This window comes from Alteromonas sp. 07-89-2 (genome assembly GCF_013113925.1).
In the GTDB taxonomy this organism is placed as follows: Bacteria; Pseudomonadota; Gammaproteobacteria; order Enterobacterales; family Alteromonadaceae; genus Alteromonas; species Alteromonas macleodii.
The window spans coordinates 111826-138522 of sequence record NZ_VTYM01000007.1 but is presented as its reverse complement, the minus strand read 5'-3'; the positions used below and the strand labels follow the sequence as shown (position 1 = coordinate 138522).

The window sequence follows — 26697 nt, the reverse complement described above, 5'->3', positions numbered from 1 at the left end:
CTTGCCCACTAATTCGTTTTCTACTTTACAGAGGAGTGAAAAACCAAAGGGCAACCTATCCTGAAACTCCATTTCTATTATATCCATGAGAGCACCTAACTTTTAAATAAGGGGCGCAGACATGTGGGCTATAATGCGAAGCAGCCCACATGTATGCGTCCCAGCGAACGGAGTGAGTGACTTAATTTTTTTGTTAGGTGCCATGCTGATACTTCCTTGTTTTGATCAACTTACCAATACTGATTGCGATGCTAGCAACTAGCAATGAGAATACAAAGTCCAAAATTAACAACTGTGCAGGTACGCCAACTTTAGCTATAAGAAATAGAATAAAGTGTCCAGCAACAAGAGCAGACAATGAAACGCTATAAATATGGATAGCTACGTTCTGGTGCTGTTTTGATGCAAAAAATGCCAAGAGTAACGTTGAGAATACAAATGACGCTAAGTAACTAATAGTAAGGTAATAAGTGTCTAATTGTGAAGTTGACCCAATGGTGCTCACGCCTAAATCAACAAAGAAGCCAAGAGTTAATTGAATAACAAGAAGTACAGTTGCCTGCCTTAAAATCTTCAAAGGTTCCATATTTCCCTCTTGGCACCTAACTTTTCAATAACGGGCGCAGACACGTGGGGCATAATGGCGAAGCCGCCCCGCGTGTATGCGTCCCAGCGAACGGAGTGAGCGAGTTAATTGAGTTGTTATAAGCCAATTGTTTCGAAGTCAAAAGCTGTTGCCTCAAGTTGCAATGTGTCACCACTTTGTAATTCAATTTGAAAAATGTTGTTTTGAACCCTTGCCATATTAATAGAGTTAGATTCACACCCAAGGTGTAGCCATTGGTACGTTAATTGAGGAAATGCCGGAAAACGTTAATGAACATGGCTGAGCACTTTGGTTTGGCATTAAGAAGCAATCTAAGAAAATCTCAGCTGACTTACCAGACCAATTTTTTGAAATGGTTTTTACTAATCCATCATGTAGTGGTAGGTCTTTAAATTCCATTAAAACCTCTTGGCTTATAACAATTTAGTGTAAGGAAAAAATCCTTTATGCAAAGTGGATAGTTTCCGTATATCACATTTCTAGTTTTATCACTTTCGCACGTAAATACACTTCCATCAATAACCTACACTTAGTATCTGAAAATACTGTACTTAAGTACGGAATCTTTCCTTTTTATTTTACGGACGAGTCAAAAACCGCAATTCTGTATTTATTTACAGTAATTAAAATCAAAAAAATGAAATCAATGTTCATGCAAATGGTGATAGAGCACATGCAAAACCGTCGCTATGCGAAGCGTTCGATTGAACTCTATAGTAAATGGATAATTAGCTTTATTCGCTTCAATAATAATAAGCACCCATCTGAAATGGGAGACAAAGAAGTTGAAGTGTTTCTGTCTCACCTAGTTAACGCTAAAAATGTGGCTCCGGCCACTCAGGCGAGTGCGTTAAATGCATTGGCGTTCTTATATCGCGATATATTAGAGCGCCCACTTTCATGCGAACTCAACTTTGTTTCAAGTCGTAGGCAAGCCAAGCTTCCAGTTGTATTAACGCAGGAAGAGGTCGTTTCTCTTTTTGAGCAAATTCCTGCCAACCTAAAGTTACCAATATCTTTATTGTACGGAAGTGGTTTGCGGCTAATGGAAGCGGTTAGGCTACGAGTTAAAGACATTGATTTTGACTACAACGCTATTCGCATTTGGGATGGGAAAGGCGGTAAGCATCGCATTGTAACGTTGGCTGCGGAATTAAAACCAAGTCTTACACGACAAATCGCTATGGTAGAAAACTTCTTGGCGGCTGATTTAGAAAATCCAAAGTACGTAGGCGTTTATCTACCTCACCGATTACGTTTGAAATACAAAAACGCGCCCAGAGAGTTAGGCTGGCATTATTTATTTCCCTCTTCTCGATTATCTATCGATCCTGAAAGTAAAAGAGTGCGACGACATCATATTGATGAATCGAGTATACAAAAAGCAATACGAAACACGGCAAAAACTTGTGACATTAAAAAGAAAGTTACGCCTCATACACTGCGCCACTCTTTTGCAACCCATTTGCTGCAATCGGGCGCTGATATTAGAACGGTGCAAACACAGTTAGGTCATTCAGACGTAAAGACCACGCAAATTTATACTCACGTGCTTCAGCAAGGTGCGCAGGGGGTGGTCAGTCCTTTATCTCGTATTTTGAAGTAATCTGAAAAGTAATTAGAATCAACAAAAAAGGGCCCGAAGGCCCTTTTCAATATTTAGCTTTAAAAGCGCTTATTTTAACGCTTATACACGCTCAAATACGGTAGCAATACCTTGACCTAAACCAATACACATAGTCGCTAAGCCTAGGCTTACGTCTTGTGATTCCATTAGGTTGATAAGCGTACCTGAGATACGTGAACCAGAACAACCTAGTGGGTGACCAAGTGCAATTGCACCACCGTTAAGGTTAATCTTAGTATCAAGGTGGTCCATCCAACCTAGTTGCTTAATGCATGATAGCGCCTGTGCTGCGAACGCTTCGTTAAACTCAGCAAGTTCAATATCGTCCATAGTAAGGCCAGCGCGCTTAAGCGCTTTTTGTGTTGCTGGCACTGGGCCGTAACCCATAATTGCCGCATCACAACCAGCCACTGCCATCGAGCGAATTTTCGCACGAGGCGTTAGGCCAAGCTCTTTCGCACGGTCTGCTGACATAAGTAGCATACCTGATGCACCGTCAGACAGCGCAGAAGATGTACCCGCAGTAACAGTACCGTTTACTGGGTCGAACACTGGGCGAAGTGCCGCCATGCTCTCAGCAGTGCTCTCTGGGCGAACTACTTCATCGTAGTCAATTAGCTTTAATACGCCGTTTGCATCGTGACCTTCAACAGGCACAATCTCATTAGCCCAGCGGCCTTCAAGGTGTGCTTTGTGCGCTAGCTGGTGCGAACGCGCACCGAATGCGTCTTGTTGCTCACGAGTAATACCGTTTTGACGGCCAAGTAGCTCGGCTGTCATACCCATCATGCCCGACGCTTTCGCGGTGTACTTAGCAAGACCAGGGTGGAAGTCGATGTTGTAGTTCATCGGTACGTGACCCATGTGCTCAACACCACCAATCATGTAAATGTCACCACGACCGCTCATGATGCCGCTTGTTGCATCGTGAAGGGCTTGCATTGATGAACCACATAAACGGTTTACCGTTACCGCGCCAGTTGTGCGTGGAATTTTTGTGAGTAGTTGCGCGTTACGTGCAACGTTGAAGCCTTGTTCTTTAGTTTGCTGAACACAGCCCCAAATGATGTCTTCAATTTCCGCTGGGTTTACGCCAGGGTTACGCTCTAGTAGCGCAGTCATTAGCGCAGCAGATAGGTCTTCTGCACGCACATTTCTGAAAACACCGTTTTTTGAACGACCCATAGGGGTACGTACGCAATCGATTACGACCACTTCTTTCATTAGTTTTTCCTCCGGGTCTTATGCGAAATAGGATTTACCAGCAGCGGCCATTTCACGAACGCCGTCTGAGATCTGATAAATAGGACCAAGTTCAGCGTACTTGTCTGCCATAGCAACAAAGTTCGCCAAGCCAATGGTTTCAATCCAACGGAAAATACCACCGCGGAATGGAGGGAAACCTAAGCCGTAAAGTAGCGCCATATCTGCTTCAGCTGCGCTATCTACAATGCCTTCTTCAAGGCAGCGAATCGCTTCGTTTGCCATAGGGATCATAAGGCGTGCAATAATGTCGTCAGCTTCAAAGTCTGTCTTCTCAGCTACGTGTGGCGCCATTAGTGCATATGCTTCTTCAGCAGGTGTTTTAGACGGCTTGCCGCGCTTATCAACACCGTAGTTGTAAAAACCTTTACCGTTCTTCTGACCTAAACGCTCTTCTTTGTAGAACAGTGTTACGGGGTCGTTGTCCAGACGAGCCATACGCTCTGGAATGCCCGCTGCCATTACGTCTGCTGCATGATCGCCCGTGTCGATACCTACAACGTCCATTAGGTAAGCAGGGCCCATAGGCCAGCCGAAGATTTTTTCCATTACTTTATCAACCGCTACAAAGTCAGCGCCGTCGATAAGCAGCTTACTGAAGCCCGCAAAGTATGGGAACAATACGCGGTTTACCAAGAACCCTGGGCAGTCGTTAACCACAATTGGGGTTTTGCCCATTTTAAGGGTAGCGGCTACTACTGCATTGATGGTTTCTTCAGAGGTTTTTTCGCCACGAATAATTTCAACAAGCGGCATGCGGTGCACTGGGTTAAAGAAGTGCATACCACAGAAGCGCTCTGGCTTGTCTAGGCTTTCAGCTAGCTGGTTGATAGAGATAGTAGAAGTGTTTGAACAAATGATAGCGTCGTCCGCTACGTTGTCTTCTACCTCTTTAAGCACAATACCTTTTACCTTCGGGTTTTCTACAACCGCTTCAATAACAAGGTCAGCATCTTTAAGCGTGCTGTACTCAAGGGTAGGCGTGATAGCGTTAAGTGTTTGCGCCATTTTAGTCGCGTCTACTTTACCGCGCTGCATGCCTTTACCAAGAATTTTCGCTGCTTCAGAAAGGCCAAGGTCTAGTGCACCTTGATTAATGTCTTTCATGATAACTGGCGTGCCTTTCACAGCGCTTTGGTATGCGATACCGCCGCCCATGATGCCTGCGCCTAGCACAGCGTTAAGCTTAGATTGCTTAGTCGCTGCTTTCGCTTGCTTTTTACCTTTGCTTTTAACTAGCTGGTCGGCTAGGAAAATACCAATTTGCGCTTTCGCAGCGTCTGTTTTCGCTAACGCTACAAAGCCTTCATTTTCAAGCTTAAGTGCACCTTCACGGTCTAGGCCCGCTGCTTTTTGAACAGTCTCAACCATTTTGTGCGGTGCTGGGTAGTGTTTGCCAGCTTGCGCAAATACCATAGCTTGAGCAGTACTGAAGCTCATCATGGCTTCGTTTTTGTTTAGCTGTAGTGGGGCTTTCTTAACCGCACGACGCGCTTGCCAGTCAAATTTACCGTCAGCGGCGTCTTTCACCATTGAAAGCGCACCTTCAACAAGTGCTTCTGGTGCAACAACGGCATCAACTGCGCCTTCAGCAAGGGCTTTCGCGCCTTTTCTGTCGCGGCCAGTGGTCATCCACTCAAGGGCGTTGTCTGAACCAATAAGGCGAGGTAGACGAACCGTACCACCAAAACCAGGCATTAGGCCTAGTTTAACTTCTGGCAAACCAATTGAAGCAGTAGTGTCTGCAATACGCATGTCACACGCCAATGCCATTTCACAGCCGCCACCTAGAGCGAAGCCGTTAACTGCAGCGATGGTAGGGAAAGGTAGGTCTTCGAAGCGGTCGAATACTTGTGATGTATTGGCAACCCACTGTAGTACTTCTGCATCGTCCATGGCGAATAGACCAGTGAACTCGGTGATATCAGCACCTACGATAAAGGCAGGTTTTGCGCTGCGTACTACTAAGCCTTTAACATCGCCTTTAGCAAGTAGGGCTTGAGTTGCTTCGTCAAGTTCACTCACCGTTTGGCGGTCGAACTTGTTTACTGAACCTTGGGCGTCGAATACCAGCTCAGCAAAGCCGTCTTCTAACAGGCTGACGGAAAGACTTTTGCCTGTGTATATCATTATCATCTCCTTCGGCATTGGCCAGGATGTTAGTGAAGTAATCCAACTAATTTGTAGGGTCGTATGCATTCACTAACGCGTTAGGGTGGCTAGATTCTTTACAAAGCCACACAAAATTTCAACAAAAAATCAAACAAGCGTTTCAATTTGTCTAAGGTAGTGGTCGGATGACTTAAATTCAAGTGTAAATATCGAATTCAAGCTTCATTTCGCCATTGGTGGTTGTATAATGAGCGTTATTGACGCAAAGCGCCAATCCAGCAAAAGAATAATCTACAATCATGTCAACTATGTGTGTAAAGCATAGCTAACGACAGCTGGCACAACATCTTCTTTGGCAAGGAGCCAGGCTGAAATTTTCCCTTCGTTTATCAAACGAACGTAGTGGATCAGTCGCAATGCTGCTTTTTCAGCAACATTTTACAATCAGCTCGATTCGGCAAATTTGCCAGCGCTCATAAGCGTTCGAGTGTAGAGCAGGGTAGGAGTTCTATTGTGTCTGGTTTTTATTTTAGTTCGTGGTTAGGTCAGCGCTCGCTGACAAAAAACAATAAATTGTTCGCCACCGTTGTGGGGGCATTTGTTTGCTCGCTCTCTTCATTTTTCTCTATCGGCGCATGGGCTACACAGCCTTTAACACTACCCGAAGATATTTTCGAAAAGGATCGCGCTCGTTATCTAGAAGTTGAAAAAAAGCTGTTAACGTATTCGAAGCGAAGCGTTCAGCGCCTCGATAACGACATTTATGAACTGGCGCATTATCCGCTTTATCCTTATCTACTTAGACTCAAGCTAGAGCGCACGATGTCAATAAGAACAAAGCGCGAGGTTAAGCAGTTTCTGGAAGATTTCAATGGTCAGCCGGTAAGCTACGGTGTGCGTTATAAATGGCTTAATTACCTTGCTAAGAACGATTATCGCAGCACTTTTTTAGACAATTATCGCCCAGGTATGGGCGCAAGGCTAACCTGTATTGCGCTTAATTACCGTTTAAAAGAAGGTGAAAGCGAACAAGCTATTTTGTCCGAAGTCGACGCTTTATGGCTTCACGGGCAGTCGCAACCGGATGAATGCGATCCGCTTTTTGCTAAGTGGAAAAAAGCGGGCATGATGACACCCGAAATGGTGATCAAGCGCATAGAGATTGCCGCGAAAGAAGATAACCGAAGCATTATCTCTTATCTTAAGCGCCAACTTCCCGGTGATAAGCAATACCTGGCTGACGCGTGGCTATCGGTAACCCGAGACACCGGCCGAGTAAATAGAACGGCGCTCTTTCCACTAAAAAATGCATCGCATGAAGCTGAGGTAATTGTATGGGCGGTCGAGAAACTTGCTTGGCGAAACCCTGACTTAGCCGGCACGGTATTTAACCGCTACAACGACAAAAACGTGTTCTCGCCAGCGCAGCAGCACGTTATGCGAAGAGCAATAGCGCTTAGCTACACGCTAGACCGCCTTCCTCAAGCGCATCATTGGCTTGAACTTGCTGATGTGCAGGGTGCCAGTGAAGATGTAAAGCTTTGGCATATTTCCCATTTGCTTCGCACGAAAAAGTGGCGGGAAGTGGTTAATGTTATTGATAGCGCTCCTGCCAGTTTGCAGCAAGAAGAAAACTATCGCTATTGGAAAGCTCGTGCTTTAGAAGCGCTTGGTCAAACTATGCAGGCTACGGTGCTTTATAAAGAGCTTTCTCAAGAACGCCATTATTATGGCTTTATGGCAAGTGCGCACATAGGCGAAATTCCGTCGCTCGCACACACGCCAGCGCCAAGAGACACGGCAGCTATTGCCAGTGTGGCGAAAACTCCTGCTACTATGCGCTCTGTTGAATTTTTCAGGTTAGACAGAACCACAGAAGCGCGCCGTGAGTGGTTCTATTTACTGTCGCATTTACCCGAATCGAAAGTGACCGATGCGGGCATTTTGGCGTACGAGTGGGGCTTGTACGATCAAGCTATTACCAGTTTTGCGCGAAGTGGCTATTGGGATGATGTCGAGCGCCGATTCCCACTGGCCTTCAATGATGTATTCAGCGAAAAGTCGCAGGCATACAGCATTTCAAAGTCGCTGGCTATGGCTATTGCACGCCGCGAAAGTTCGTTTAGAAGCGATGCTATCTCTTCGGTGGGAGCGGCAGGGCTCATGCAGCTTATGCCGGGAACCGCGCGTTATGTAGCAAAAGAGAAAGTAAGTCGTAACACACTTTTTCAAGTAGACGATAACGTTGAATACGGCGTGCAGTACCTTCGTTATTTAATGGACAAGTTAAACAATAACCCTGTGCTGGTGTCCGCATCTTATAACGCTGGTTGGCGCAAAGTGTTGGAATGGTTACCTGCTAATGAAGCGCTGCCCGTGGATATTTGGATTGAGAATATTCCCTACAAAGAAACCCGTGCTTACGTGAAGGCGGTGATGGCGTATCAGCATATTTACGACCAGCAGTTAGGTGGAAACGAGAATATCTTCCCTCAACTTACCCGCGATATGATCCCATCGGCAGATGCAGTAAGTACACATCCGGTAACAGGTACACTGCAACTAGCACCGCGATAGCTATCAAAGGTTAGGCGTATACGGGTACGCCTTTCATTACGTTATTATTTTACCAGTATGGGAAACTTAACGTATACAACAGCACAGCGGTCTGAGCCAGTATGCATGTCATGCTGGCCTCGTGATACACTAGTAGCTAACTAACGACTAAAAAGATAAGAGGGGCTATGTCGCAACATAAAGCAACCTACCAACAGCATATCGAAGAGCTTCAAGCTAGAACTCGCGAAGCATTACAGCGAGAAGGGCTAGACGGACTAGTTATTCACTCAGGGCAGGGCAAACGTCTTTTCTTGGACGATAATCACTACCCATTTAAGGTAAACCCGCAGTTCAAAGCATGGGTGCCTGTTATTGATAATCCTAACTGTTGGCTGGTGGTAAACGGTGTAGACAAGCCTACGCTTATTTTCTATCGCCCTGAAGATTTCTGGCACAAAGTGCCACCAGAGCCAAATGACTTTTGGACTGACAGCTTCGACATTAAACTACTTCAACAGGCCGATGCGGTAGAGAAATTTCTGCCTTACGATAAAAGCCGTTTTGCCTATGTAGGCGAATATATTGAAGTGGCAAAAGCGTTGGGTTTTGACAATGTAAATCCAGACCGCGTGTTGCATTATTTGCATTATCAACGTGCTTATAAAACCGACTATGAACTTGACTGCATGCGTGAAGCTAACAAGCTGGCGGTGGCAGGCCATAAGGCCGCTGAGCAAGCCTTCCGTGAAGGCAAAAGCGAGTTTGATATAAATCTTGCCTATGCCGCAGCAAGCCGACAAGGTGACAACGACGTACCATATACCAGTATTGTGGCACTTAACGAGCATGCTTCAATTCTGCATTACATGCAGTGTGATACCGTAGCGCCAAAAGAATCACGTTCGTTTCTGATTGATGCGGGTGCAAATTATCATGGCTATGCGGCAGATATTACGCGTACTTACGCTCAAGAAGGTGTTCATAATTCAGCGATGTTCCGCGACCTCATTCAAGCGGTAGATAAGGTAACGCTGACCTTAGTCGATTCGTTAAAGCCGGGTGTAGCCTACACAGACATTCACTTGTTAGCCCACGATGGTATTGCGCAAATTCTTCACGATACCGGCATGGTGAATTTAACGCCACCTGAGATTGTGGAAATGGGCATTACACGCACGTTCTTCCCACATGGCATTGGCCATTTCTTGGGGCTGCAGGTACACGATGTGGGCGGATTGGTTAATGATGACAGAGGCACGCCTAAGCCTGCTCCTGATGATCACCCGTTCTTACGCTGCACGCGTATGGTAGAAGCCCGTCAGGTGTTCACTATTGAGCCGGGCCTGTACTTCATCGATAGTCTACTGCGCGACCTTAAAGCGACGCCTGCGTCTAAGTACATTAACTGGGATACCATTGATGCATACAAACCGTTTGGTGGCATTCGCATTGAAGACAACATTATTGTGCATCGCGATAAGAACGAGAACATGACCCGAGATTTGGACTTAAATTAATCGACTTTTTGTGTATAGCCAACACAACCCATCGTTATAAATGCAAAGAGCAGCCTTAAGCTGCTCTTTTTCGTTACGCGCTTTTAAAATGTACGTTCTCTTTGTTGCGTCACCTCGATGTAGAACCACTATACCTGCGGTAACACGCCGCGATTACGAACATTTTAACTCTCGTTGAGTGGGTAATTATCTATGCGGACTGGTATTATTTGTAAACCAATGGTGCTGTGTGTAGTAATCAATAGGAAGATATACAAGTAATGGTTAGAAAGGAGTCGTTATGCCACAAGGCGATATTGTAGGTTTATTAATAATGGCAACGGTGGCAGGTCTTGCTATGCCCGCAGGCGCTATTCTAGCGACTTATCAAGGCATTCAGCCTAAGTGGCTAGAAAAAGAGTTACGCCATGGCATTTTAGCGTTAGGAGCAGGAGCGCTAATCTCGGCGGTGGGACTTGTGCTCGTACCTGAAGGCATAAAAGACGTATCGGTATTTGCGGCCATAATGTGCTTCGTTGGCGGTGCCTTAGCTTTCATGGCCCTTGATATTTACTTGGCGAAAAAGAAAACCGCAGGCAGCCAGTTAGCCGCCATGCTCAGTGATTTTGTGCCTGAGTCTATCGCACTTGGTACTACGGCAGCGTTGGGCGGAGGTACCATGTTATTAGGTCTACTGATTGCAGTTCAAAACTTACCAGAAGGGTTTAATGCATATAGGGAAATGTTGCCAAAGAACAAGCAGCGCAGTACCAAACTCATTATTATCTTTGTATTAATGGCGCTACTTGGCCCGTTGTTTAGCTTGTTAGGCTTTTATTATCTAGCGCAGTTCCCCGTTGTAATGAGCGGTATAATGCTGTTTGCCGCAGGTGGAATTCTCTATTCGGTGTTTCAGGATATTGCACCGCAAATTCGTATGGAAAACCATTGGCTTCCTCCGCTTGGCGGTATTCTTGGTTTTTTAGTGGGGATGATAGGTTTCATGCTCGAAGGCTAGCTTTTTAATAATTATCTATGCGGACTGGTATTAACTAGTTTTCGTAATTGGTAATTGCCAATAAAAAAAGCGTGTTGCTTACAACACGCCTTTTCATATCACTTATCGACAATTAGTTATCTATCGCTAGTTAGCTTGTACGCTCAATTGAAATATGTGCCAGCGCGATTAACGCCTCTTTATATTCAGAATCTTCAATAGCGTTTAAGCTGTTAATGGCCATTTGTACTTCTTTTTGCGCACATTCACGTGTGTAGTCCAAAGCACCGGTTTCTTCCATAATGCCTTGAATCCGCGTCAAGTGTGGTAGGCCATTGCTTTGTTCAATAGCTTCTTGAATAAGCGCTTTGTCGTCGTCATTTCTTGCGTGCCACATAGCGTAAAGTAATGGCAGAGTAGGCTTACCTTCAGCTAAGTCGTCGCCCGCATTCTTGCCCATTTCTTCGCTGTCAGCCATGTAGTCAAGTATATCGTCAGCTAGCTGAAAGGCTGTGCCTAGGTGCTTGCCGTATTCTTGCATAGCGTGTTCAATGTGCTTATTTTGGTCGGTCAGCACAGCCGCTAACTGCGTAGCAGCTTCAAACAAACGCGCCGTTTTACCATAAATAACATCAAAGTAACGTGCTTCTGTAGTGCTGGGATCGTTACAGTTCATCAGCTGTAACACTTCACCTTCAGCAATTTGGTTTGTGGCTTCAGACAGTATCTCCATAACGCGCATGCGTTTAAGGCTCACCATCATTTGGAAAGAACGGGTGTAAAGAAAGTCACCCACTAATACTGATGCCTGATTGCCAAAAATGGCATTGGCCGTTTCCCGCCCTCTGCGCATGGTCGATTCGTCAACCACATCGTCGTGCAATAGGGTAGCGGTATGAATAAATTCAACAATCGCCGCAAGGGTATGGTGATCGTTGTTGTCTATTCCCATAGCCCGCGCACTTAACACGGTAAGAAGTGGGCGTAATCGTTTGCCGCCACTGTTTACAATGTAAAAACCAAGCTGATTAATTAGGGCAACATCAGAGTCGACTTGTTGTTGAATCAGCTGGTTGACCGCCTGCATATCATCATTAGACAGGGCGCGGATTTGATCTATATCCATAGGCATGGCAATAAATACTTACTCTTACGTCTTGGGCAATTATTGGTGGCGATTGTACCTTAATCATCTGTACTATCCACCAAATTGTCTTAAAAAATGACGGCTTAACGCATTTACGTGTAATTCCTCAAATACGGTTAAACCAGATGTGAAAAAGGTGGGGCTGCGTTCTTCATATAAATTCTGTTCTGTGTTTAGCGGTTTGCCGCACGTACGCCCCCTTAATCATGCGATCACATGCAATTATAGGTGCTCTCGATAATTTTTCCTGTTAAGTCGCTATTTTTTGACGTTTGTATGAAGAAAACGAAGTGTTTAAGAGCAACTTTGTTTCTCAATTAGGGGAGTAGCATTGCCCCAAGTCACAGATACAAAGTGGGGAAGTAGTAATCGCAAAAAACGATCCTATTCGTGGGATCCAACAGCTCGATCGCAGTCTGATCGCAATGCATATTTGGGGATCGTTTGCCGATCTCGCTCGCGTGATCTTGCGCTGTTTGGATCGCATTTCTATGTAATTTAACCTATCAATATTTCCATTTTGATTTAATACGACCTAAAAATTTTTACTGTTTTTTCAAAAAAATTTGTGAATTTTTAACGGTTTTTGGGCATTTGAAGCTGCATCAAATACGCAATTGGGGCATAATTCGCCCCATGTTGGAAAAATAATCTATTTTTCTGCGAATCGGGGTTGTGATTTACGGATGTTTCACGTACAATTCGCGCCCTGTTTTTTGAATTGAAGCGTCAGTGGACGCAGAGCGGAGTTAACTATGTACGCGGTTTTCCAAAGTGGCGGTAAACAACACCGTGTGGCCGAAGGCCAAACCGTTCGTCTTGAAAAAATCGAAGTAGCCCCAGGCGAAACGGTTGAATTTGACAAAGTTTTAATGGTAAGCAACGGTGACGACGTAAAAATCGGCACACCAATCGTTGCTGGTGGTAAGGTGACTGCTGAGGTTGTTACACACGGTCGTGGCGATAAAGTAAAAATCGTTAAGTTCCGTCGTCGTAAGCACTCTCGTAAGCAAGCGGGTCACCGTCAGTGGTTCACAGAAGTGAAAATCACTGGTATCAACGCATAATAGGAGCACGAACACATGGCACACAAAAAAGCTGGTGGTAGTACCAAAAACGGTCGTGATTCAGAAAGTAAACGCCTAGGTGTTAAGCGCTTTGGTGGTGAATCTGTTCTTGCTGGTAACATCATTGTTCGTCAACGTGGTACTCGTTTCCACGCTGGTGACAACATGGGTATCGGTAAAGACCACACGTTGTTTGCACTAAAAGACGGTAAAGTTCAGTTCGACGTTAAAGGACCGAAGAACCGTAAATTTGTAAGCATCGTAGCTGAGTAAGCGCGTAAGCTTCTCGCCGAACAGGCTTAGAAAAACCCCGCGCTTGCGGGGTTTTTTGTTTTGTGAAACCTTTCTTTCTTTTTCTGTTCTTAATTAATAGCGATTATATTCTGAAAATGAATTAGCGCTGAGCAAGGTTTTACTTCTCAATTTTTTAGAATGCTGAGTAGACTCAAAAGCGCCGATGCGCAATTTGGTGTAAACTTAGTATTCGCATTAAATAAGTTAATAACCCACGGCATTACAGCCCGGAGTGATAAATGAAATTTGTAGATGAAGCTGAAATTCGCGTTGAAGCCGGTGACGGCGGCAACGGTACAATTGGCTTTAGAAGGGAAAAATACGTACCTAAAGGTGGCCCAGACGGTGGCGACGGTGGTGACGGCGGCAGTGTATTTTTACAGGCCGATGAAAACCTAAATACATTGATCGATTATCGCTTTGAGCGCTTTCACCGTGCTGAGCGTGGCCAAAATGGTCAAGGCGGCAACTGTATCGGTAAGAAAGGCAAAGACCTCACCGTAATGGTGCCTGTGGGCACGCGTGCTACTGATAGCGATACTGGCGAAGTATTAGGTGACCTGACTCGTCATGGTCAAAAGCTTAAAGTGGCACAAGGTGGTTTTCACGGTTTAGGTAATGCCCGCTTTAAAAGCAGTACGAACCGTGCCCCACGTCAAAAGACCAATGGTACACCAGGTGAAATTCGTAACCTTAAGCTAGAGCTTATGCTTCTAGCCGATGTTGGCTTACTTGGTATGCCTAACGCAGGTAAATCAACCTTTATCCGCTCTGTATCAGCAGCTAAGCCTAAAGTGGCTGATTATCCGTTTACAACCCTTGTGCCTAACTTAGGGGTGGTTCGTCAAGATTCACAGCGAAGCTTCGTTGTTGCGGATATTCCTGGTTTGATAGAAGGTGCTGCCGATGGTGCTGGCCTAGGTATACGCTTCTTAAAACACTTAGAGCGCTGTCGTATCTTGCTTCACGTGGTAGATATTTTCCCTGTTGATGAAACGGATCCTGCCGAGCATGCAAAAGCGATCATTGAAGAGCTTGAAAAATACAGCCCTAAATTGGCAGAAAAGCCCCGTTGGTTAGTATTTAATAAAGTCGATTTACTACTTGAAGAAGAAGCTGAAGAACGCTGTCAGCACGTGATCGATGCGTTGGGTTGGGAAGGCCCAGTTTATCAAATCTCTGCGTTCCAAAAGATGAACCTAGATCCTTTGTGTAACGACATTATGGACTTCATTGAAACTCTTCCAGCTGAACTGGAAGAGGAAGAAGAGAAGAAAGAAGTAGAATTCAAGTGGGACACTTACCACAAGAATACACTTGAAGCTCATGATGAGTTTGAAGATGACCTAGATGACGACGACTGGGACGAAGACGATTACGACGTGGAAGTTGAGTATCGTCGCTGAGAAACAGTTGTTGAGAAACAGTCGCTGAGAAACAGTCGTTGAGAAACAATCGCTGAGTGACAGTCAATTGCGAAACAATTACTGATAACCAGTGCTCTAAAGCAAATTAGAACAACAAAAAGCTCGCATCGTTGCAAAGACAACGTGCGAGCTTTTTTGTAAGTAACGCGGTTAGGCTAATGCACCCTCATCGTGCTGGCTTACTCACTGGTATGATAGATAACCTTTCCCAGCAATTGAGCGCGAGTAAACTTACCCATGGCCTCTTGGCTTACAGAGTGGGCCTTGTTATCGCCCGTTAAGGTAAACGTTCCGTCGGTGTTAACTTGGTCTACCCTTTTGATAATTACGCCGTAAGTGCTGCTTTTAACAACCACGATTTGCCCGCTACGCAGCCACCTAAAAGGCCATCTCATTGCACAGACAAAATCACCGTCGTTTAGAGAAGGCAACATGCTGCTCCCCGCGACCCGCAAAATTTTAAACATTTAGAGGTCGGGATAAACCACTGCTTCAGAAGGTGGATAGGGGCACGTTGCTTTTTTGGTTGAGACATCTTTGGTTGCCCAGAAACGCTCGGCAAATTCATTCACTAACGAAAGCAGCTCTTCAGCTTTTTCTCTGCTGACGTGTTGCTTACACCCAGAACCGGCCAGCATGATTTTATGTACAAGCTCGTTAGTGTCTGGAAACTTCTCAAACTGAGGGGCTTTAAAGTAATCGCCCCATATTACCCTGACTTCGTGCTTTACTTTCTCTGCATGGGTTTCCTTTTCTGCTACTAGGCGGCTCATTTGCGCTTGATCTGCGAACGTAAGTGTCTCTTTTTCGGCAAGTTCGTTAAGTAGGTCTACGAAGCGAATAACGCTCAACGCAGCCAACTGCGCCGAAAACGGATCGTAAATTTTGCAAGGAATGTCGCAATGTGCGCTAGCCGCAGGGAAGGGATTAACGGCATGAATTTTTGAAAGTATTTGATGAATCATAATTCGTAACCCCTTACTTTGCAGAGCGCTTTTTAGCGTTGAAGTATTTATAAGTCGCAAAGCCACACGCAGCTGCACAGCCTACAAGAGACGCGTAAAACAGAGCATGCATAACACCGCTAGTCCAGTGTTCATGATCGTGTCCTGCATGAGCGAATGCGCCTGAACTAAATACTGCGGCGTATAGCATTAGAGCTGAGCGTTTAAGGTTAACTTTCATGAATTCTCCTAAAGCGTTAGTAAAAGTAAGGTGAAGTAGTTAGGCGCATAAGTATCGGTGCAACTACACGGCGAAGCGCAGTGGTACATTGCTGTTCACGATGTTGTTCGAGGCGCTGATGACAGTATGAGCTCTGTCGACAATGGCGTTTCGGTGGTGAGGCAGTTTCAGATGAAAGTATGTCTCTTCAAGCAAGCTTGTTAAGCCCATAATCTTAGCTGTCATTGCACTGTTCTCACCGCCGTCTACCTCAAGCAGAATAACGGCGATATCAAACGCGCAGCCAAGGTATGGAATGGCGTCACTGAACTGACCGCTTTGCATAAGCATTGTGCCTTGCATTTCATCGCGCGCCATTACGTGTAGGGCCTGTTCTGGGTTGTTGTAAACCCAATCTGCGTGTTTAGAGCATAGGTAGTTTATTTGCATTGTCGCGACCTCCTGTATACACACTAGAACAGTTAAAATAATAATGCAAATGATAACTGTTTCTATTTGTTGGGTGTTAAAGCTATACCCTTTGAGCCAATACACATTTGGTCGCTGATATTGATATACTGCCGCGGTTCAACAATAAAAACGGCTTTATAGGTAATGAAATGAAGATAGCGATGATTGCTGCTATGGCGAAAAACAGAATTATAGGCGCAGATAATGATATGCCGTGGCACTTACCGGCTGATTTAAAACACTTTAAAGCGATCACCTTAGGCAAAGCCGTAATAATGGGCCGCAAAACCTATGAGTCAATCGGAAGGGCATTACCTGGCAGGCCAAACATTGTTATAACGAGTAATGCTGACTACAGCTTATCTGACGCGACGGTAGTAGATTCACCAGAGTCAGCGATTGAGGTAGCCAAAGCGCTAAGCGCAGAGCACAGCGATAACGATGAAATAATGATTATCGGTGGCGGTACTATTTACCAAACGTTCTTAGATAGCGCTGACACTTTGTATCTCACACATATTGATTTGACTGTTGACGGAGATACACAGTTCCCAGACTATGAGGCGGCAGCAAGTTGGACGGAAGTATCACGTGATGAACATGACGCCGATGAGAAAAATCCTCACCCTTACACATTCGTTACCCTCGTTCGAAACTAACGGAGAGATTGGAACTAGGTCCAATTTAATATAAAAAAATGCCAGTGTTGTGAAACTCAAAAATTGAGAGCTTCACAACACTGGCACTTTTATTTTTGCGTTGCGCGTAGATGCTACTTCATTTGGTCGAACAGGTTCTCTAATGAAAGACCCTGATGACCCAACATATCGCGAAGACGGCGAAGTGCTTCTACTTGAATTTGACGAACACGTTCACGTGTTAAGCCAATTTCAGCACCCACATCCTCAAGTGTTGAAGGTTCATATCCCATAAGTCCGAAACGACGAGCAAGTACTTCGCGCTGTTTAGGGTTAAGTTCTTCAAGCCAAGTTACAATAATACTTTTAATATCTGAGTCTTGTAAGCTCTCTTCAGGACTAAACTCTTTCTCGTCAGCAATAATGTCGAGGAGTGCTTTATCATTTTCTCCACCAATAGGTGTATCGACAGAGGTAATGCGCTCGTTTAAACGCAACATCTTAGTGACATCTTCAACAGGCTTATCAAGCGCTAGTGCAATTTCTTCTGCGGTCGGCTCATGATCAAGCTTTTGTGAAAGTTCACGAGAAGCACGTAAATACACGTTTAGTTCTTTCACTACATGAATAGGCAAACGAATGGTGCGCGTTTGGTTCATGATAGCGCGTTCGATGGTTTGGCGTATCCACCATGTGGCGTATGTTGAAAAGCGGAATCCACGTTCAGGATCAAACTTCTCTACGGCACGAATTAGTCCTAAATTGCCTTCTTCGATTAAATCTAGAAGTGCCAACCCACGGTTGTTGTAACGGCGAGCAATTTTAACAACAAGGCGAAGGTTGCTTACAATCATACGTTTACGAGAGGCTTCGCAGCCTTTCAGTGAGCGGCGCGCAAAATACACTTCTTCTTCTGCGGTTAGCAGTGGTGAAAAACCAATCTCTCCTAGATAAAGCTGTGTGGCATCCAGGTTTTTAGGTTGGTCATCCTGACTGAAAATGGCGTCGTCATTTTCTAGTTCAGCGTCGTTAACTAAGGTTTCGTCAGCTTTCATATCAGCTGGCATATCGATGACTTCTAAGTCATCTTGCGGTTTTGATTCTAAGGCTTTATTTGACTTACCCATCATGAATCTCCTGCTACAAGGTTTACCTTATGACGTTTCTCCTTTGTCTTTTTTTATTGTTATTTATTTTTATTATTTTAATGCTGGCAGGTATTTCATAGGGTCTAATGATTTCCCTCTATACCTAACTTCAAAATGAAGTTTTACCGAATTTGTTCCGCTGTCACCCATGGTTGCAATTTGCTGCCCTGCCGACACCCATTCTCGTTCTTTGACTAAAATAGTGTCGTTGTAGGCATAGGCACTTAGAAAGGTATCTGTATGCTTAATGATAACCAGATTACCGTAACCTCTTAGTGCGCTACCTGAGTAAACAACTTTTCCATCTGCTGCCGCGACGACTTTACTGCCTTTAGCACCAGCGATATCAATACCTTTGTTGCCTGACTCTGACTTACTGAAGGTTCCAACTACCTTACCTTCTGCAGGCCACACCCACTCTTGTACTTTGTCTGGGAAACTCGTCGGTGTTTGTTTTTTGACGCTTTGTGACGGCTTCTTGACAGTTGTAACATTTTGTGGCTTAACAACTTTTTCACTTTCACGATACGCCTGTGGTTGTGGGCGGTCAACCAAACTTTTGTCTACATTTGATGTGGTCGGAGCTGTTGACTGATTGGTCTTGGACTTAGGTATAACGGGGGCTGTAGTCACATTCGAAGGTGGTGTGACGTTTAAAACTTGACCAGGGAAAATGGTGTAAGGGGCTGATAATTGGTTGTATTTTGCTAAGTCGCGATAGTCATTACCCGTGTACCATGCCACCGCATAGAGGGTGTCTCCCCGGTGAACTTTATAGGTTTTTTTTGTGTATTCTTCGCTTCCATCTGAAACTTGGCTATTTAATAAAACGACGGGAGCGGGTGCACTTCTTCCTGCACAGCCCCCGATGAGTACACAAATATATAACAAAATTCCTATGTGAAGGTGGGGCCTACGCATGTCATCGCAATAGTAAATAAGCGAATATTGCGAGGATGACTACTCCCCATCCAAGTACTTCTACATACTGCCTTAGCTTTTGCTCCATGGCTGCGCCCCCCCAGCGCATGAGTGCTGCGACCAAAAAGAAGCGTGCGCCTCGACCAACAGCCGATGCCAGTACAAATGGCAAGAAGGCCATTTGCAAAAAGCCAGCACTCACAGTGAAAATTTTATAAGGGATAGGTGAGAAACCAGCAAGAAAAACTACCCATACGCCGTAGTCTTTAAACCACTGCATTGCCGTGTCTATTTTGTGGGTATACCCCCAGCTCTCGATAAGCGGAGCCAGCCAAGCATCGAAAGCAAAGTAACCAAGCCAATAGCCAGCAATACCGCCCAAAATCGACGCGATGGTCGTAATAAAAGCGAACTGCCATGCTCTAGTGGGCTGGGACAGTGCCATTGGCGCAAGCATTACATCAGGTGGAATAGGGAAGAAAACCGACTCTGAGAAGCTTAACCCGCCCAAATATTTGGTTGCGTGACGATGTCTCGCCCAGCGTAACGCCATGTCATAACATGGCTCAAAAAGCTTCACATTAGCTCTCCTGCTACAAGGGGAACAAATCGGACCGATTCAATGGTCGATGTTTTTAGTTCACCTTCAATCCTATCAATACACAGTAACGATTGTTGCTCGTTACCTACGGGAATAATCAACCGTCCGCCTTCTTTAAGCTGATCGCACAAATCCTGTGGAAGACTTGCAGCGGCGGCGGTGACAATAATGGCATCGTAAGGGCCCTTGGACGCCCAACCTTTCCAACCATCGCCGTGTTTCATTGCAATATTGTGAAGGTCGAGCTGATTCATTCGACGTTTCGCTTGGAACTGCAATGATTTAATACGTTCAACACTGAATACTTTGGCAAAAAGCTGCGCAAGAATAGCGGTCTGATAACCTGAACCCGTGCCTATTTCTAACACTTTCTCGGGTTTATTAGGGCTATCTAGCAGCAACTCTGTCATTTTCGCAACAATATAAGGTTGCGAAATGGTTTGGCCTTGACCTATTGGCAATGCCGTATTTTGATAGGCCTTATGTTTCAGCGCGTCGGGTAAAAAGCTTTCCCGCGGCGTACCAGCAATGGCGTTCAATACTGCTTGCGAACGTATTCCCTCGTTATAAAGCAGTTGTGCTAACGCGTCTCCTTTTCTAGAAGCTCTCATGATGTTGCGTACTTTCCTTTATTCTTATCCACAGCCACGCGAGGTTTAGTCTGTTGCGCGCCACGCTTTCTCAATACTCTTTACACCCTGTTAATTGGCGACAAGGTTTCCACGCACTCTCTAAGGACTGAGGTTGCAAAGCAGCCACTTGGAAGCGCAAACGAGATAGTAAATGTATCACCCTTACTCTGCCATTCAAGCTGTGAAGGCCAAATTTTTATCGCGCGACGCTCTTGTTCGAACCCGCACTGGCTTAAAAAGTCGATAACTTCACTATTTTGCTCTGCAACAGATTGCTCAAGTGCTAGTGTGTCAGCTTGCGTAACAAGTGCTCCTTTACCCCACAGCGGTGCTGAAGGGCATACGTCTTTGGCATTAAAACGACGTTGTGCATCTTGTTGCTGTTCTGAGCCTTCACCACCTTCATTAATGAAAAAGCTGTTAGAACCTGAAAGCACCAGCGCGTCGCCGTGAGTGACCTTGTCGAATATGTCTTTTTCTAAGCGTGCAGAAAGCATTTCATTAAATAGCCAGCTGCGCAGTGCAGAAAGTGCCATGGAACGTTTGTTGCGGTGTCTGATGGTTTCACCGTTTACCATCCGCTCGGCCATTACCAGGTTTCCACCGCGTTGCACTTCACCCATGTCATTTAAGCGCATTACGCCAAAGCGTTGTTCGCCGTAATAGTTTGGTACACCGTGTTTTTCAATTTCTTGAAGACGCTCTTCAATGGCCTCAGGATGCAGTACCTGACGCAAAGTAATCGTAAAGTGATTGCCTTTAAGCTGGCCCGTTCGCAACTTTTTATTGTGACGCATTTGCTTAAGCACTTTAACGCCTTCCAGTTCAAAGTTGCTGAAGTCGAAGTCAGGCTTACCCGGCGCGTGAATACCAAACCACTGTTGCGTTACCGCGTATTTGTCTTTGCGACCAGCATAGGTAATTTGGCGTAATGGAAGGTTAACGAAACGGGCTAGCTGCTCAGCGACAAACGCGGTATTGGTGTTGGTTTTTTCAATAAATACAAACTGGTGCTCGCCTTCACCACAAGGGGTATAACCCAAATCCTCTACAACTTGAAAATCGTCGGCTTGGAATTTAAAAATACCGGTGGATACAGGTTTTGCGAAATAGTACTGCCAGTGGTCAGTGTGTAAAGGCTTCATAATTTTTCCAGTAGAACAACGGCGTGAGAGGCAATGCCTTCTTTACGGCCTGTATAGCCTAGCTTTTCAGTGGTCGTTGCTTTTACGTTGATGTCGTCAAGCGATACGTTGCAGTCTTGTGCAATAATCTCACGCATAGCAGCAATATGCGGCGCCATCTTAGGTGCTTGCGCAACAATGGTCATATCTGCATTAGTTAAGCGGTAACCTTTCTCCCTTACTACATTGACAACGTGACGCAGCAGCACGCGGCTGTCTGCACCCGCGTAAGCGTCGTCTGTGTCAGGGAAGTGCTTGCCAATATCACCGAGTGCCGCTGCACCTAGCATTGCATCACACAGTGCGTGTAGTAATACATCGCCATCTGAGTGGGCTAACAGTCCTTGCTCATAGTCGATACTGACGCCACCTATTGTGATGGGGCCTTCACCGCCAAACTTGTGTACATCAAATCCGTGTCCAATTCGCATTATGATTGTGCCTTTTGATTTTTTGCGCTGTGGCTTTTAGCTCTGTAGTTTTGAGCGTTCTGGCCTTGCGCGCTTAATTTTTGCTTAAGATAAAATTCTGCCAAAGGAAGATCGGCCGGATGCGTTATTTTTATATTTGCCGGACTTCCGCTTACCATGGCAACTTTGTAGCCTTCAAGCTCCATGGCAGAGGCTTCGTCTGTGATATTCGCGCCTTGTGATAAACCATTTTGAAGCGCGCGTTTTAGCAATGTTGCTGGAAAAAGTTGAGGCGTTAAAGCGTGCCAAAGACCGTCTCGGTCTTCAGTGTGAGAAATAACATTTGTTGAAGATCTGACCCGCTTCATGGTGTCACGAACAGGGGTAGCTAGAATACCGCCAGAAACGTCATCACTGCTCATTAACTCGAGCAGCGCGGAAATATCGCTCTCTTCTATACAAGGCCTCGCGGCATCGTGAACCAGTGCCCAATCATTCTCGCCAAGTGACATAAGCCCGTTCAATACACTATCAGCACGTTCCTTTCCGCCATCTACAACGCGAATGGGTTTTTCACGTAACCGATATTGATCAAAATACGCGTCACCTGGGCTTATCGCTACGATCACGTCGTCGATTAACGGATGCTGTAGCAACGCGTCAATCGTGTGTTCAAGAATGGTTTTACCATTTAAGGTGAGGTATTGCTTTGGGCGGTCAGCCTGCATTCGGCTGCCAACTCCGGCTGCGGGGATAACCGCAACAACGCGGGGCGATGTCATTTTCTTCACTTAGAATCTGCGGGCAAAATACGGTAGAAGGTTTCTCCCTTTTTAATCAGACCGAGTTCATTTCGGGCTCTTTCTTCAATGGCTTCTAGACCAATTTTTAAATCGCTAATATCAGCTTTAAGTAGGGCATTGCGCTGAGCGAGGTTGGCATTTTGAAGGGCTTGAGAGTGAACTTCTTGTTTTCGGTTGAAGTAATCGGGAATACTATTTTTTCCAAACCATAGCCTGTATTGCAATAGACCAAGCAGTACTATCAATACAATCGGAAGCCATTTACCTTGCAACACAGATTCACCTGACAATGTGGTTAAGCGGAAAAAAAGCAGAGGCTCTTCACCTCTGCTGTGTCTTATTATGCCGCGAAGCAGCGTCGAGTCAAAGGCGCATTATTCACCTTGGCCCAATTTTCCTTTCAATTTATCAAACAGCTTACTTTTTTGCTGCTCAACAACGTTGTTAAGTTGAGCTTGAAGCAGCTCCTGAAGGGCGGCACTGTCGCCTTGGGCCGCGCTAAGCATACTGTTTACGTCAACAAGCTCGCCTGATAGCAATGATTGTTCGTTACTTATCATGCTGTTGAGTTTGTTGTTTAATTCATCCAGCTTGTCTTTTTGGCTGGCAGTAAGCTGTGAAAGCGCCGCTTTAGCCAGCTTATTATCCAGATCAGACTTAATGTTAAAGCCAGGGTCTGAAAGCGTGCCGTCCAGCAGCATCGTCATGTTTAGGCTGGTTAACGTTTGCAGTGCCTGCGCAATAGCACTGGTGATATCACTGGTGCCAGTTGCTTCCATAACGAGCTGCTGAAGGTCAACTTCGCCCGTACCAGTAAGCATGTTATCAGTGACTTTCATCGATCCATTGGTTTTCATCAGCGCTGATTTAAGCACCGCATTTAGTGTTTCATTACCGCTAAATGAAATGTCAGACATATTTACGCCGGCTAGCTGCCAGACTTGACTGGCATCAACACCGTCGCCGTCAATCCAGAATTCACCGCTGGAAGTAAACGACTTTAGTAACTCGCCCGCTGCTTCAATAGTAAACGTGGTGGGGTTGCCGAATACTTCGTGAACGTTTGTTATGTTGTTCCATTTGCTGGTGATAGATTCATTTTGCCAAAGCACTGATACATTGGCTTCTTTCACCAAAATCGATGGTACTTCAGTCGGTGCTTCACTTTTTTCTTCACCTTGAATGAGCGGCATAACAATTTGCATTGCTGCCATAAGGTACTCAGTGTATTCCGCCGCTTTGTCACCAAACACAAAGTAAGTGACTTGAGAAAGTGCCGCTTGGTCACCTGCAATTACCCCTTTCAGCAACGCGTAATCTTCTTGTGGCGCTTTCTTAAGTGCTTCAACACTTTCACTAAGGGCTTGTTTGGCATCGCTCGCTTTTTCCGTGAAATTGCTAATAAGCGCGCGGTCTGCCTGTATTTCTTCTTTCAACTTATCAAATGAAGACTTTGCCTGTACCAAGGCTTGAGGGTCTTTGTAGTTCGTTTCTTTAAGCTGGGCTACCTGCGTTTTGTAGTACTCAATGCGCGACTTATCAGGTAAAGATTCATAGTCATCTTTCAAACCTTTTCCATAGGTTTCGTAGGCAGACTTTGCATTTTCAATGGCAGCAGTGGTTTTTAGTGGATTGCGGGCGAGAAGTTCGTCAACCGTAGGCACGGCTTCTTTGGCTTTTGCTTTAATTTCGTCAAATGACAGAGAACGTTCTGGAACGCGATACACTTCACCTTCAGACTCGCGCTGTGTATCGAACTGCACTTTCAGTAAATCAAGATTGTTTACGATAACTTGATCATCTAACAGTGGCTTTAGCTCAACGTCTGCATGAGCTTCGCCTACAAAAACTTGGTTGTGAGTAGGCTTTGTGGGGTTGGTGAGTGCAATACCTTTCAGCGTAACAGTTGTTGGAAAAAGAGAGTGGTCGAACTCGTCGATATTCACTTCTGCTCCATAGGATTCGCCCAGCTTGGACTCAAGAATAGATTTGATGATGGTATTGGCGAACAGGAAATACACCAAAAATAGCAACACGAAAAAACCGACAACCCATAATAAAATAGGCTTACCCTTTGAACCACTGCTCATATTCAACTCCTTGATTTTTTGCGCGTCTGGCTTTTATTGCGCATAAGTCACTACTTTGGTGGCTAGTATATCGCTCAATAAAAAGTAATCGATTAACCGCCACTTATGGTGCCTCTGAGTGTAATGCACTCAGGTCTTTTCTTCCATACGCAGAAGGTAGGTGTATTGATTAAACCATGTGAGCTTTTAAACAACTTGACGTAAGAGAAGCAAAATTCGGCAAAGTTTACTTTTTTTAAAAGAAAATTACCGTGAGCTATGGAGTGGTAGCAGTAAAGTGAGCCTGCTTCTCAATGCTTTGCAGCAAAGCGCAGCAGGCTCGTTGAAATGTAAAATACGTTAAAGCTTAAAGCGGTTCGCAATGTCCATTATTGCTATACAGCTTGCGCGTAACGCTTGGCTCGCAGCTGCTAATTCATCTGCCGTTCTCAAGCTACTATCAGCAGCACCTGACAGTGCATTGATGCGCATATTCGCTTCGGTAGCGGCTTCCGCTTGCTGCTCGGTAGCCCGCGCTATTTCGCTACTCATATCTGCAATTTCAGTCATTAAGCGATCAGCTTCTTGCAGATTTTGATTCGCCTGTATAGCGTTGTCTACCGTTTTGGTTGACGCTGACTGGCTTACTTTTACTGCATCTACTGCGCTTTTGGCATTACTTTGCAGCTTTTCTATCATCGCTTGGATTTCATCGGTACTTTGTCCGGTTCGACTTGCCAGTGTACGCACTTCATCAGCTACGACGGCGAAACCTCGTCCTTGCTCGCCAGCTCGCGCTGCTTCTATAGCAGCGTTAAGCGCCAGTAAGTTAGTTTGTTCGGCAATGCCGCGGATTACATCAAGTACAGCACCAATGCTTTCAGTCTGCGCAGCAAGTTCGGTAACAGCGTTACTTACGCTTTCAATATCAGAGGTAAGAGAGCGTATATCGTTTACGGTACTATCCACAACCGAGGCGCCGTTTTGCACGTTACCCCGCGCGCTGCTGGTACTTTTTTCTGCAGAATCTGCGTTATTGCTCACCTCATTTATCTGCGTTGTCATCTCTTCCATGGCAGCGGCAACTTGAAGCATATTTTCATTCTGCGTCTGTGCCTGAGCGTTACTATTTTTACTTGATGTTTCCACTAGTTCTGCTTGCTGGGTCAGTGAATTAATATTCTCACGGATCCCCAACAGCGAATGGCGCATTTTTTCGGTATATTCATTAAAGTAGCGTGCCAAACGCGTTACTTCATCTTGGCCAGTTTCAGGCAACGAGCGGGTGAGATCACCTTCTCCTTGTGAGATATCCTTCATTCGCTCACTTACTTCTTGAACCGGTTTCACTATGCTGCCGCCAATCACATAAACAAGCACCACAACTAGCACTATGCTAACCAGACAAAACACCGCAATCACATTGCGAAGATGAGCAAATTCTTTTTCAAGATTGGTAAGGTAGATACCAGAGCCCACTGTCCATCCCCACGGCTTGAACTCTTTAACGTAGGAAATTTTGTCGGTAGGTGACTCTTCACCGGGAAGCGGCCATACATAATCGACAAAACCTTCACCTTTCGATTTCACTTTTTGCGCCATTTCTATAAAGAAGGCTTTGCCGTTCCCGTCTTTAAAGGTTCGTAAATCTTGACCGTCAAGGGCGGGCTTGATGGGGTGCATAACCATAGATGGCGTTTGGTCTTGGATCCAAAAGTAGTTGCTGCCGTCGTATCGTAGCGCTTTGACGGCCTCTAACGCCTGTTGCTTAGCGGTTGCCTCGTCTACGTCGGTGCGCGCCGCGAAGCTACTGAGCATGGTATGAACCACCTCGACCAGGTGCTGATTTTCATCATAAGACTTTTGCTTTAATGCTTCGTAGTGCCTGTTTAAAACAACGGCAGTAAGAAGTACGAATAACAGCGCAATTAGGGCAACGATAATGCCCAAACGTTGAATTAAACTGAATTTTCTTAACCACATCGGCAAATACCTATCTATTTGTATTTTTGTTTTTTTAAAGTGTAGACGGTTTTTTATTAACCGCTTTTTATCACGTT

General features: G+C 45.3%; 26 protein-coding genes. 8 read left to right on the top strand and 18 right to left on the bottom strand.

Annotation, left to right across the window (positions count from 1 at the left end; translation table 11 throughout):
* Positions 1-193: 193 nt before the first annotated feature.
* Positions 194-586 carry a hypothetical protein gene (locus tag F0261_RS07115; protein WP_171337563.1) on the bottom strand — a complete coding sequence of 131 codons (393 nt, stop codon included), beginning with the start codon at positions 584-586 and terminating at the stop codon, positions 194-196.
* A gap of 658 nt (positions 587-1244) precedes the next feature.
* Here F0261_RS07115 and F0261_RS07110 point away from each other — a divergent pair.
* Positions 1245-2213: an integron integrase gene (locus F0261_RS07110; protein ID WP_110288556.1), complete on the top strand. Its 969-nt coding sequence runs from the start codon at positions 1245-1247 to the stop codon at positions 2211-2213.
* An 81-nt stretch (positions 2214-2294) separates the two neighbouring features.
* Here F0261_RS07110 and fadA read toward each other — a convergent pair whose 3' ends face one another.
* Together fadA and fadB are read right to left on the bottom strand one after the other, a co-directional pair.
* Positions 2295-3458 (bottom strand): acetyl-CoA C-acyltransferase FadA, encoded by a 1164-nt coding sequence (gene fadA / locus F0261_RS07105; RefSeq protein ID WP_015066159.1) that lies wholly within the window; start codon positions 3456-3458, stop codon positions 2295-2297.
* Between the two features lie 18 nt (positions 3459-3476).
* The gene (gene fadB / locus F0261_RS07100; RefSeq protein ID WP_171337562.1) at positions 3477-5627 is read right to left on the bottom strand and encodes a fatty acid oxidation complex subunit alpha FadB; all 2151 of its coding nucleotides are present in this window, start codon (positions 5625-5627) and stop codon (positions 3477-3479) included.
* A gap of 495 nt (positions 5628-6122) precedes the next feature.
* Here fadB and F0261_RS07095 point away from each other — a divergent pair, with 495 nt between their 5' ends.
* From F0261_RS07095 to F0261_RS07085, 3 genes are all read left to right on the top strand, one after another.
* Complete coding sequence (locus tag F0261_RS07095) at positions 6123-8186, top strand: transglycosylase SLT domain-containing protein (protein ID WP_171337561.1); 2064 nt, start codon at positions 6123-6125, stop codon at positions 8184-8186.
* 167 nt (positions 8187-8353) lie between these two features.
* Complete coding sequence (pepQ, locus tag F0261_RS07090) at positions 8354-9685, top strand: Xaa-Pro dipeptidase (protein WP_014948148.1); 1332 nt, start codon at positions 8354-8356, stop codon at positions 9683-9685.
* Positions 9686-9965: 280 nt separating this feature from the next.
* Positions 9966-10682 (top strand): ZIP family metal transporter, encoded by a 717-nt coding sequence (locus F0261_RS07085; protein ID WP_014948149.1) that lies wholly within the window; start codon positions 9966-9968, stop codon positions 10680-10682.
* A gap of 130 nt (positions 10683-10812) precedes the next feature.
* On the opposite strand, the gene ispB is transcribed toward F0261_RS07085, so the two are convergent.
* A complete protein-coding gene (gene ispB / locus F0261_RS07080; protein ID WP_171337569.1) occupies positions 10813-11787 on the bottom strand; it encodes an octaprenyl diphosphate synthase in 975 nt (324 codons plus the stop codon).
* Between the two features lie 776 nt (positions 11788-12563).
* On the opposite strand from ispB, the gene rplU reads away from it, so the two are divergent.
* From rplU to cgtA, 3 genes are all read left to right on the top strand, one after another.
* Entirely contained in the window at positions 12564-12875 is a 312-nt protein-coding gene (rplU, locus tag F0261_RS07075) for a 50S ribosomal protein L21 (RefSeq protein WP_012517169.1), read from the top strand.
* 15 nt (positions 12876-12890) lie between these two features.
* Positions 12891-13148 (top strand): 50S ribosomal protein L27, encoded by a 258-nt coding sequence (gene rpmA, locus F0261_RS07070; protein ID WP_012517170.1) that lies wholly within the window; start codon positions 12891-12893, stop codon positions 13146-13148.
* 260 nt (positions 13149-13408) lie between these two features.
* Positions 13409-14575 (top strand): Obg family GTPase CgtA, encoded by a 1167-nt coding sequence (gene cgtA, locus F0261_RS07065; RefSeq protein ID WP_014948151.1) that lies wholly within the window; start codon positions 13409-13411, stop codon positions 14573-14575.
* A 200-nt stretch (positions 14576-14775) separates the two neighbouring features.
* Here the strand turns inward: cgtA and F0261_RS07060 are convergent, their stop codons facing one another.
* The 4 genes from F0261_RS07060 to F0261_RS07045 all read right to left on the bottom strand — a co-directional run bounded on the left by F0261_RS07060 (position 14776) and on the right by F0261_RS07045 (position 16210).
* The gene (locus F0261_RS07060) at positions 14776-15063 is read right to left on the bottom strand and encodes a S24/S26 family peptidase (protein WP_171337560.1); all 288 of its coding nucleotides are present in this window, start codon (positions 15061-15063) and stop codon (positions 14776-14778) included.
* On the bottom strand, positions 15064-15561 hold the full coding sequence (sodN, locus tag F0261_RS07055) for a superoxide dismutase, Ni (protein ID WP_171337559.1): 498 nt from the start codon (positions 15559-15561) through the stop codon (positions 15064-15066).
* A gap of 13 nt (positions 15562-15574) precedes the next feature.
* Positions 15575-15781, bottom strand: coding sequence for a hypothetical protein (locus tag F0261_RS07050; RefSeq protein WP_171337558.1), 207 nt, complete (start codon positions 15779-15781; stop codon positions 15575-15577).
* A gap of 63 nt (positions 15782-15844) precedes the next feature.
* On the bottom strand, positions 15845-16210 hold the full coding sequence (locus F0261_RS07045; protein WP_014978233.1) for a hypothetical protein: 366 nt from the start codon (positions 16208-16210) through the stop codon (positions 15845-15847).
* A gap of 182 nt (positions 16211-16392) precedes the next feature.
* On the opposite strand from F0261_RS07045, the gene folA reads away from it, so the two are divergent.
* Positions 16393-16890 (top strand): type 3 dihydrofolate reductase, encoded by a 498-nt coding sequence (gene folA / locus F0261_RS07040; RefSeq protein ID WP_014978234.1) that lies wholly within the window; start codon positions 16393-16395, stop codon positions 16888-16890.
* A gap of 113 nt (positions 16891-17003) precedes the next feature.
* On the opposite strand, the gene rpoS is transcribed toward folA, so the two are convergent.
* From rpoS to F0261_RS06990, 10 genes are all read right to left on the bottom strand, one after another.
* Positions 17004-17996 (bottom strand): RNA polymerase sigma factor RpoS, encoded by a 993-nt coding sequence (rpoS, locus tag F0261_RS07035; protein WP_171337568.1) that lies wholly within the window; start codon positions 17994-17996, stop codon positions 17004-17006.
* Positions 17997-18068: 72 nt separating this feature from the next.
* Positions 18069-18908, bottom strand: coding sequence for a peptidoglycan DD-metalloendopeptidase family protein (locus F0261_RS07030; RefSeq protein ID WP_253819237.1), 840 nt, complete (start codon positions 18906-18908; stop codon positions 18069-18071).
* A gap of 31 nt (positions 18909-18939) precedes the next feature.
* The gene (locus F0261_RS07025) at positions 18940-19518 is read right to left on the bottom strand and encodes a YqaA family protein (protein WP_014978237.1); all 579 of its coding nucleotides are present in this window, start codon (positions 19516-19518) and stop codon (positions 18940-18942) included.
* Complete coding sequence (locus F0261_RS07020; protein WP_014948160.1) at positions 19515-20150, bottom strand: protein-L-isoaspartate(D-aspartate) O-methyltransferase; 636 nt, start codon at positions 20148-20150, stop codon at positions 19515-19517. Before F0261_RS07020 ends, F0261_RS07025 begins: the two co-directional genes overlap by 4 nt.
* A gap of 80 nt (positions 20151-20230) precedes the next feature.
* Positions 20231-21316, bottom strand: a complete 1086-nt coding sequence (truD, locus tag F0261_RS07015; protein ID WP_171337556.1) for a tRNA pseudouridine(13) synthase TruD — start codon at positions 21314-21316, stop codon at positions 20231-20233.
* Positions 21313-21786 (bottom strand): 2-C-methyl-D-erythritol 2,4-cyclodiphosphate synthase, encoded by a 474-nt coding sequence (gene ispF / locus F0261_RS07010; protein WP_014978239.1) that lies wholly within the window; start codon positions 21784-21786, stop codon positions 21313-21315. The genes truD and ispF overlap by 4 nt, the downstream gene beginning before the upstream one ends.
* Positions 21786-22547 carry a 2-C-methyl-D-erythritol 4-phosphate cytidylyltransferase gene (ispD, locus tag F0261_RS07005; protein ID WP_014978240.1) on the bottom strand — a complete coding sequence of 254 codons (762 nt, stop codon included), beginning with the start codon at positions 22545-22547 and terminating at the stop codon, positions 21786-21788. Before ispD ends, ispF begins: the two co-directional genes overlap by 1 nt.
* Positions 22548-22552: 5 nt before the next feature.
* Positions 22553-22843, bottom strand: coding sequence for a cell division protein FtsB (ftsB, locus tag F0261_RS07000; RefSeq protein ID WP_014948164.1), 291 nt, complete (start codon positions 22841-22843; stop codon positions 22553-22555).
* Between the two features lie 99 nt (positions 22844-22942).
* A complete protein-coding gene (locus F0261_RS06995) occupies positions 22943-24658 on the bottom strand; it encodes a TIGR03545 family protein (RefSeq protein ID WP_171337555.1) in 1716 nt (571 codons plus the stop codon).
* A gap of 339 nt (positions 24659-24997) precedes the next feature.
* Complete coding sequence (locus F0261_RS06990; RefSeq protein ID WP_171337554.1) at positions 24998-26620, bottom strand: methyl-accepting chemotaxis protein; 1623 nt, start codon at positions 26618-26620, stop codon at positions 24998-25000.
* Positions 26621-26697 lie beyond the last annotated feature (77 nt).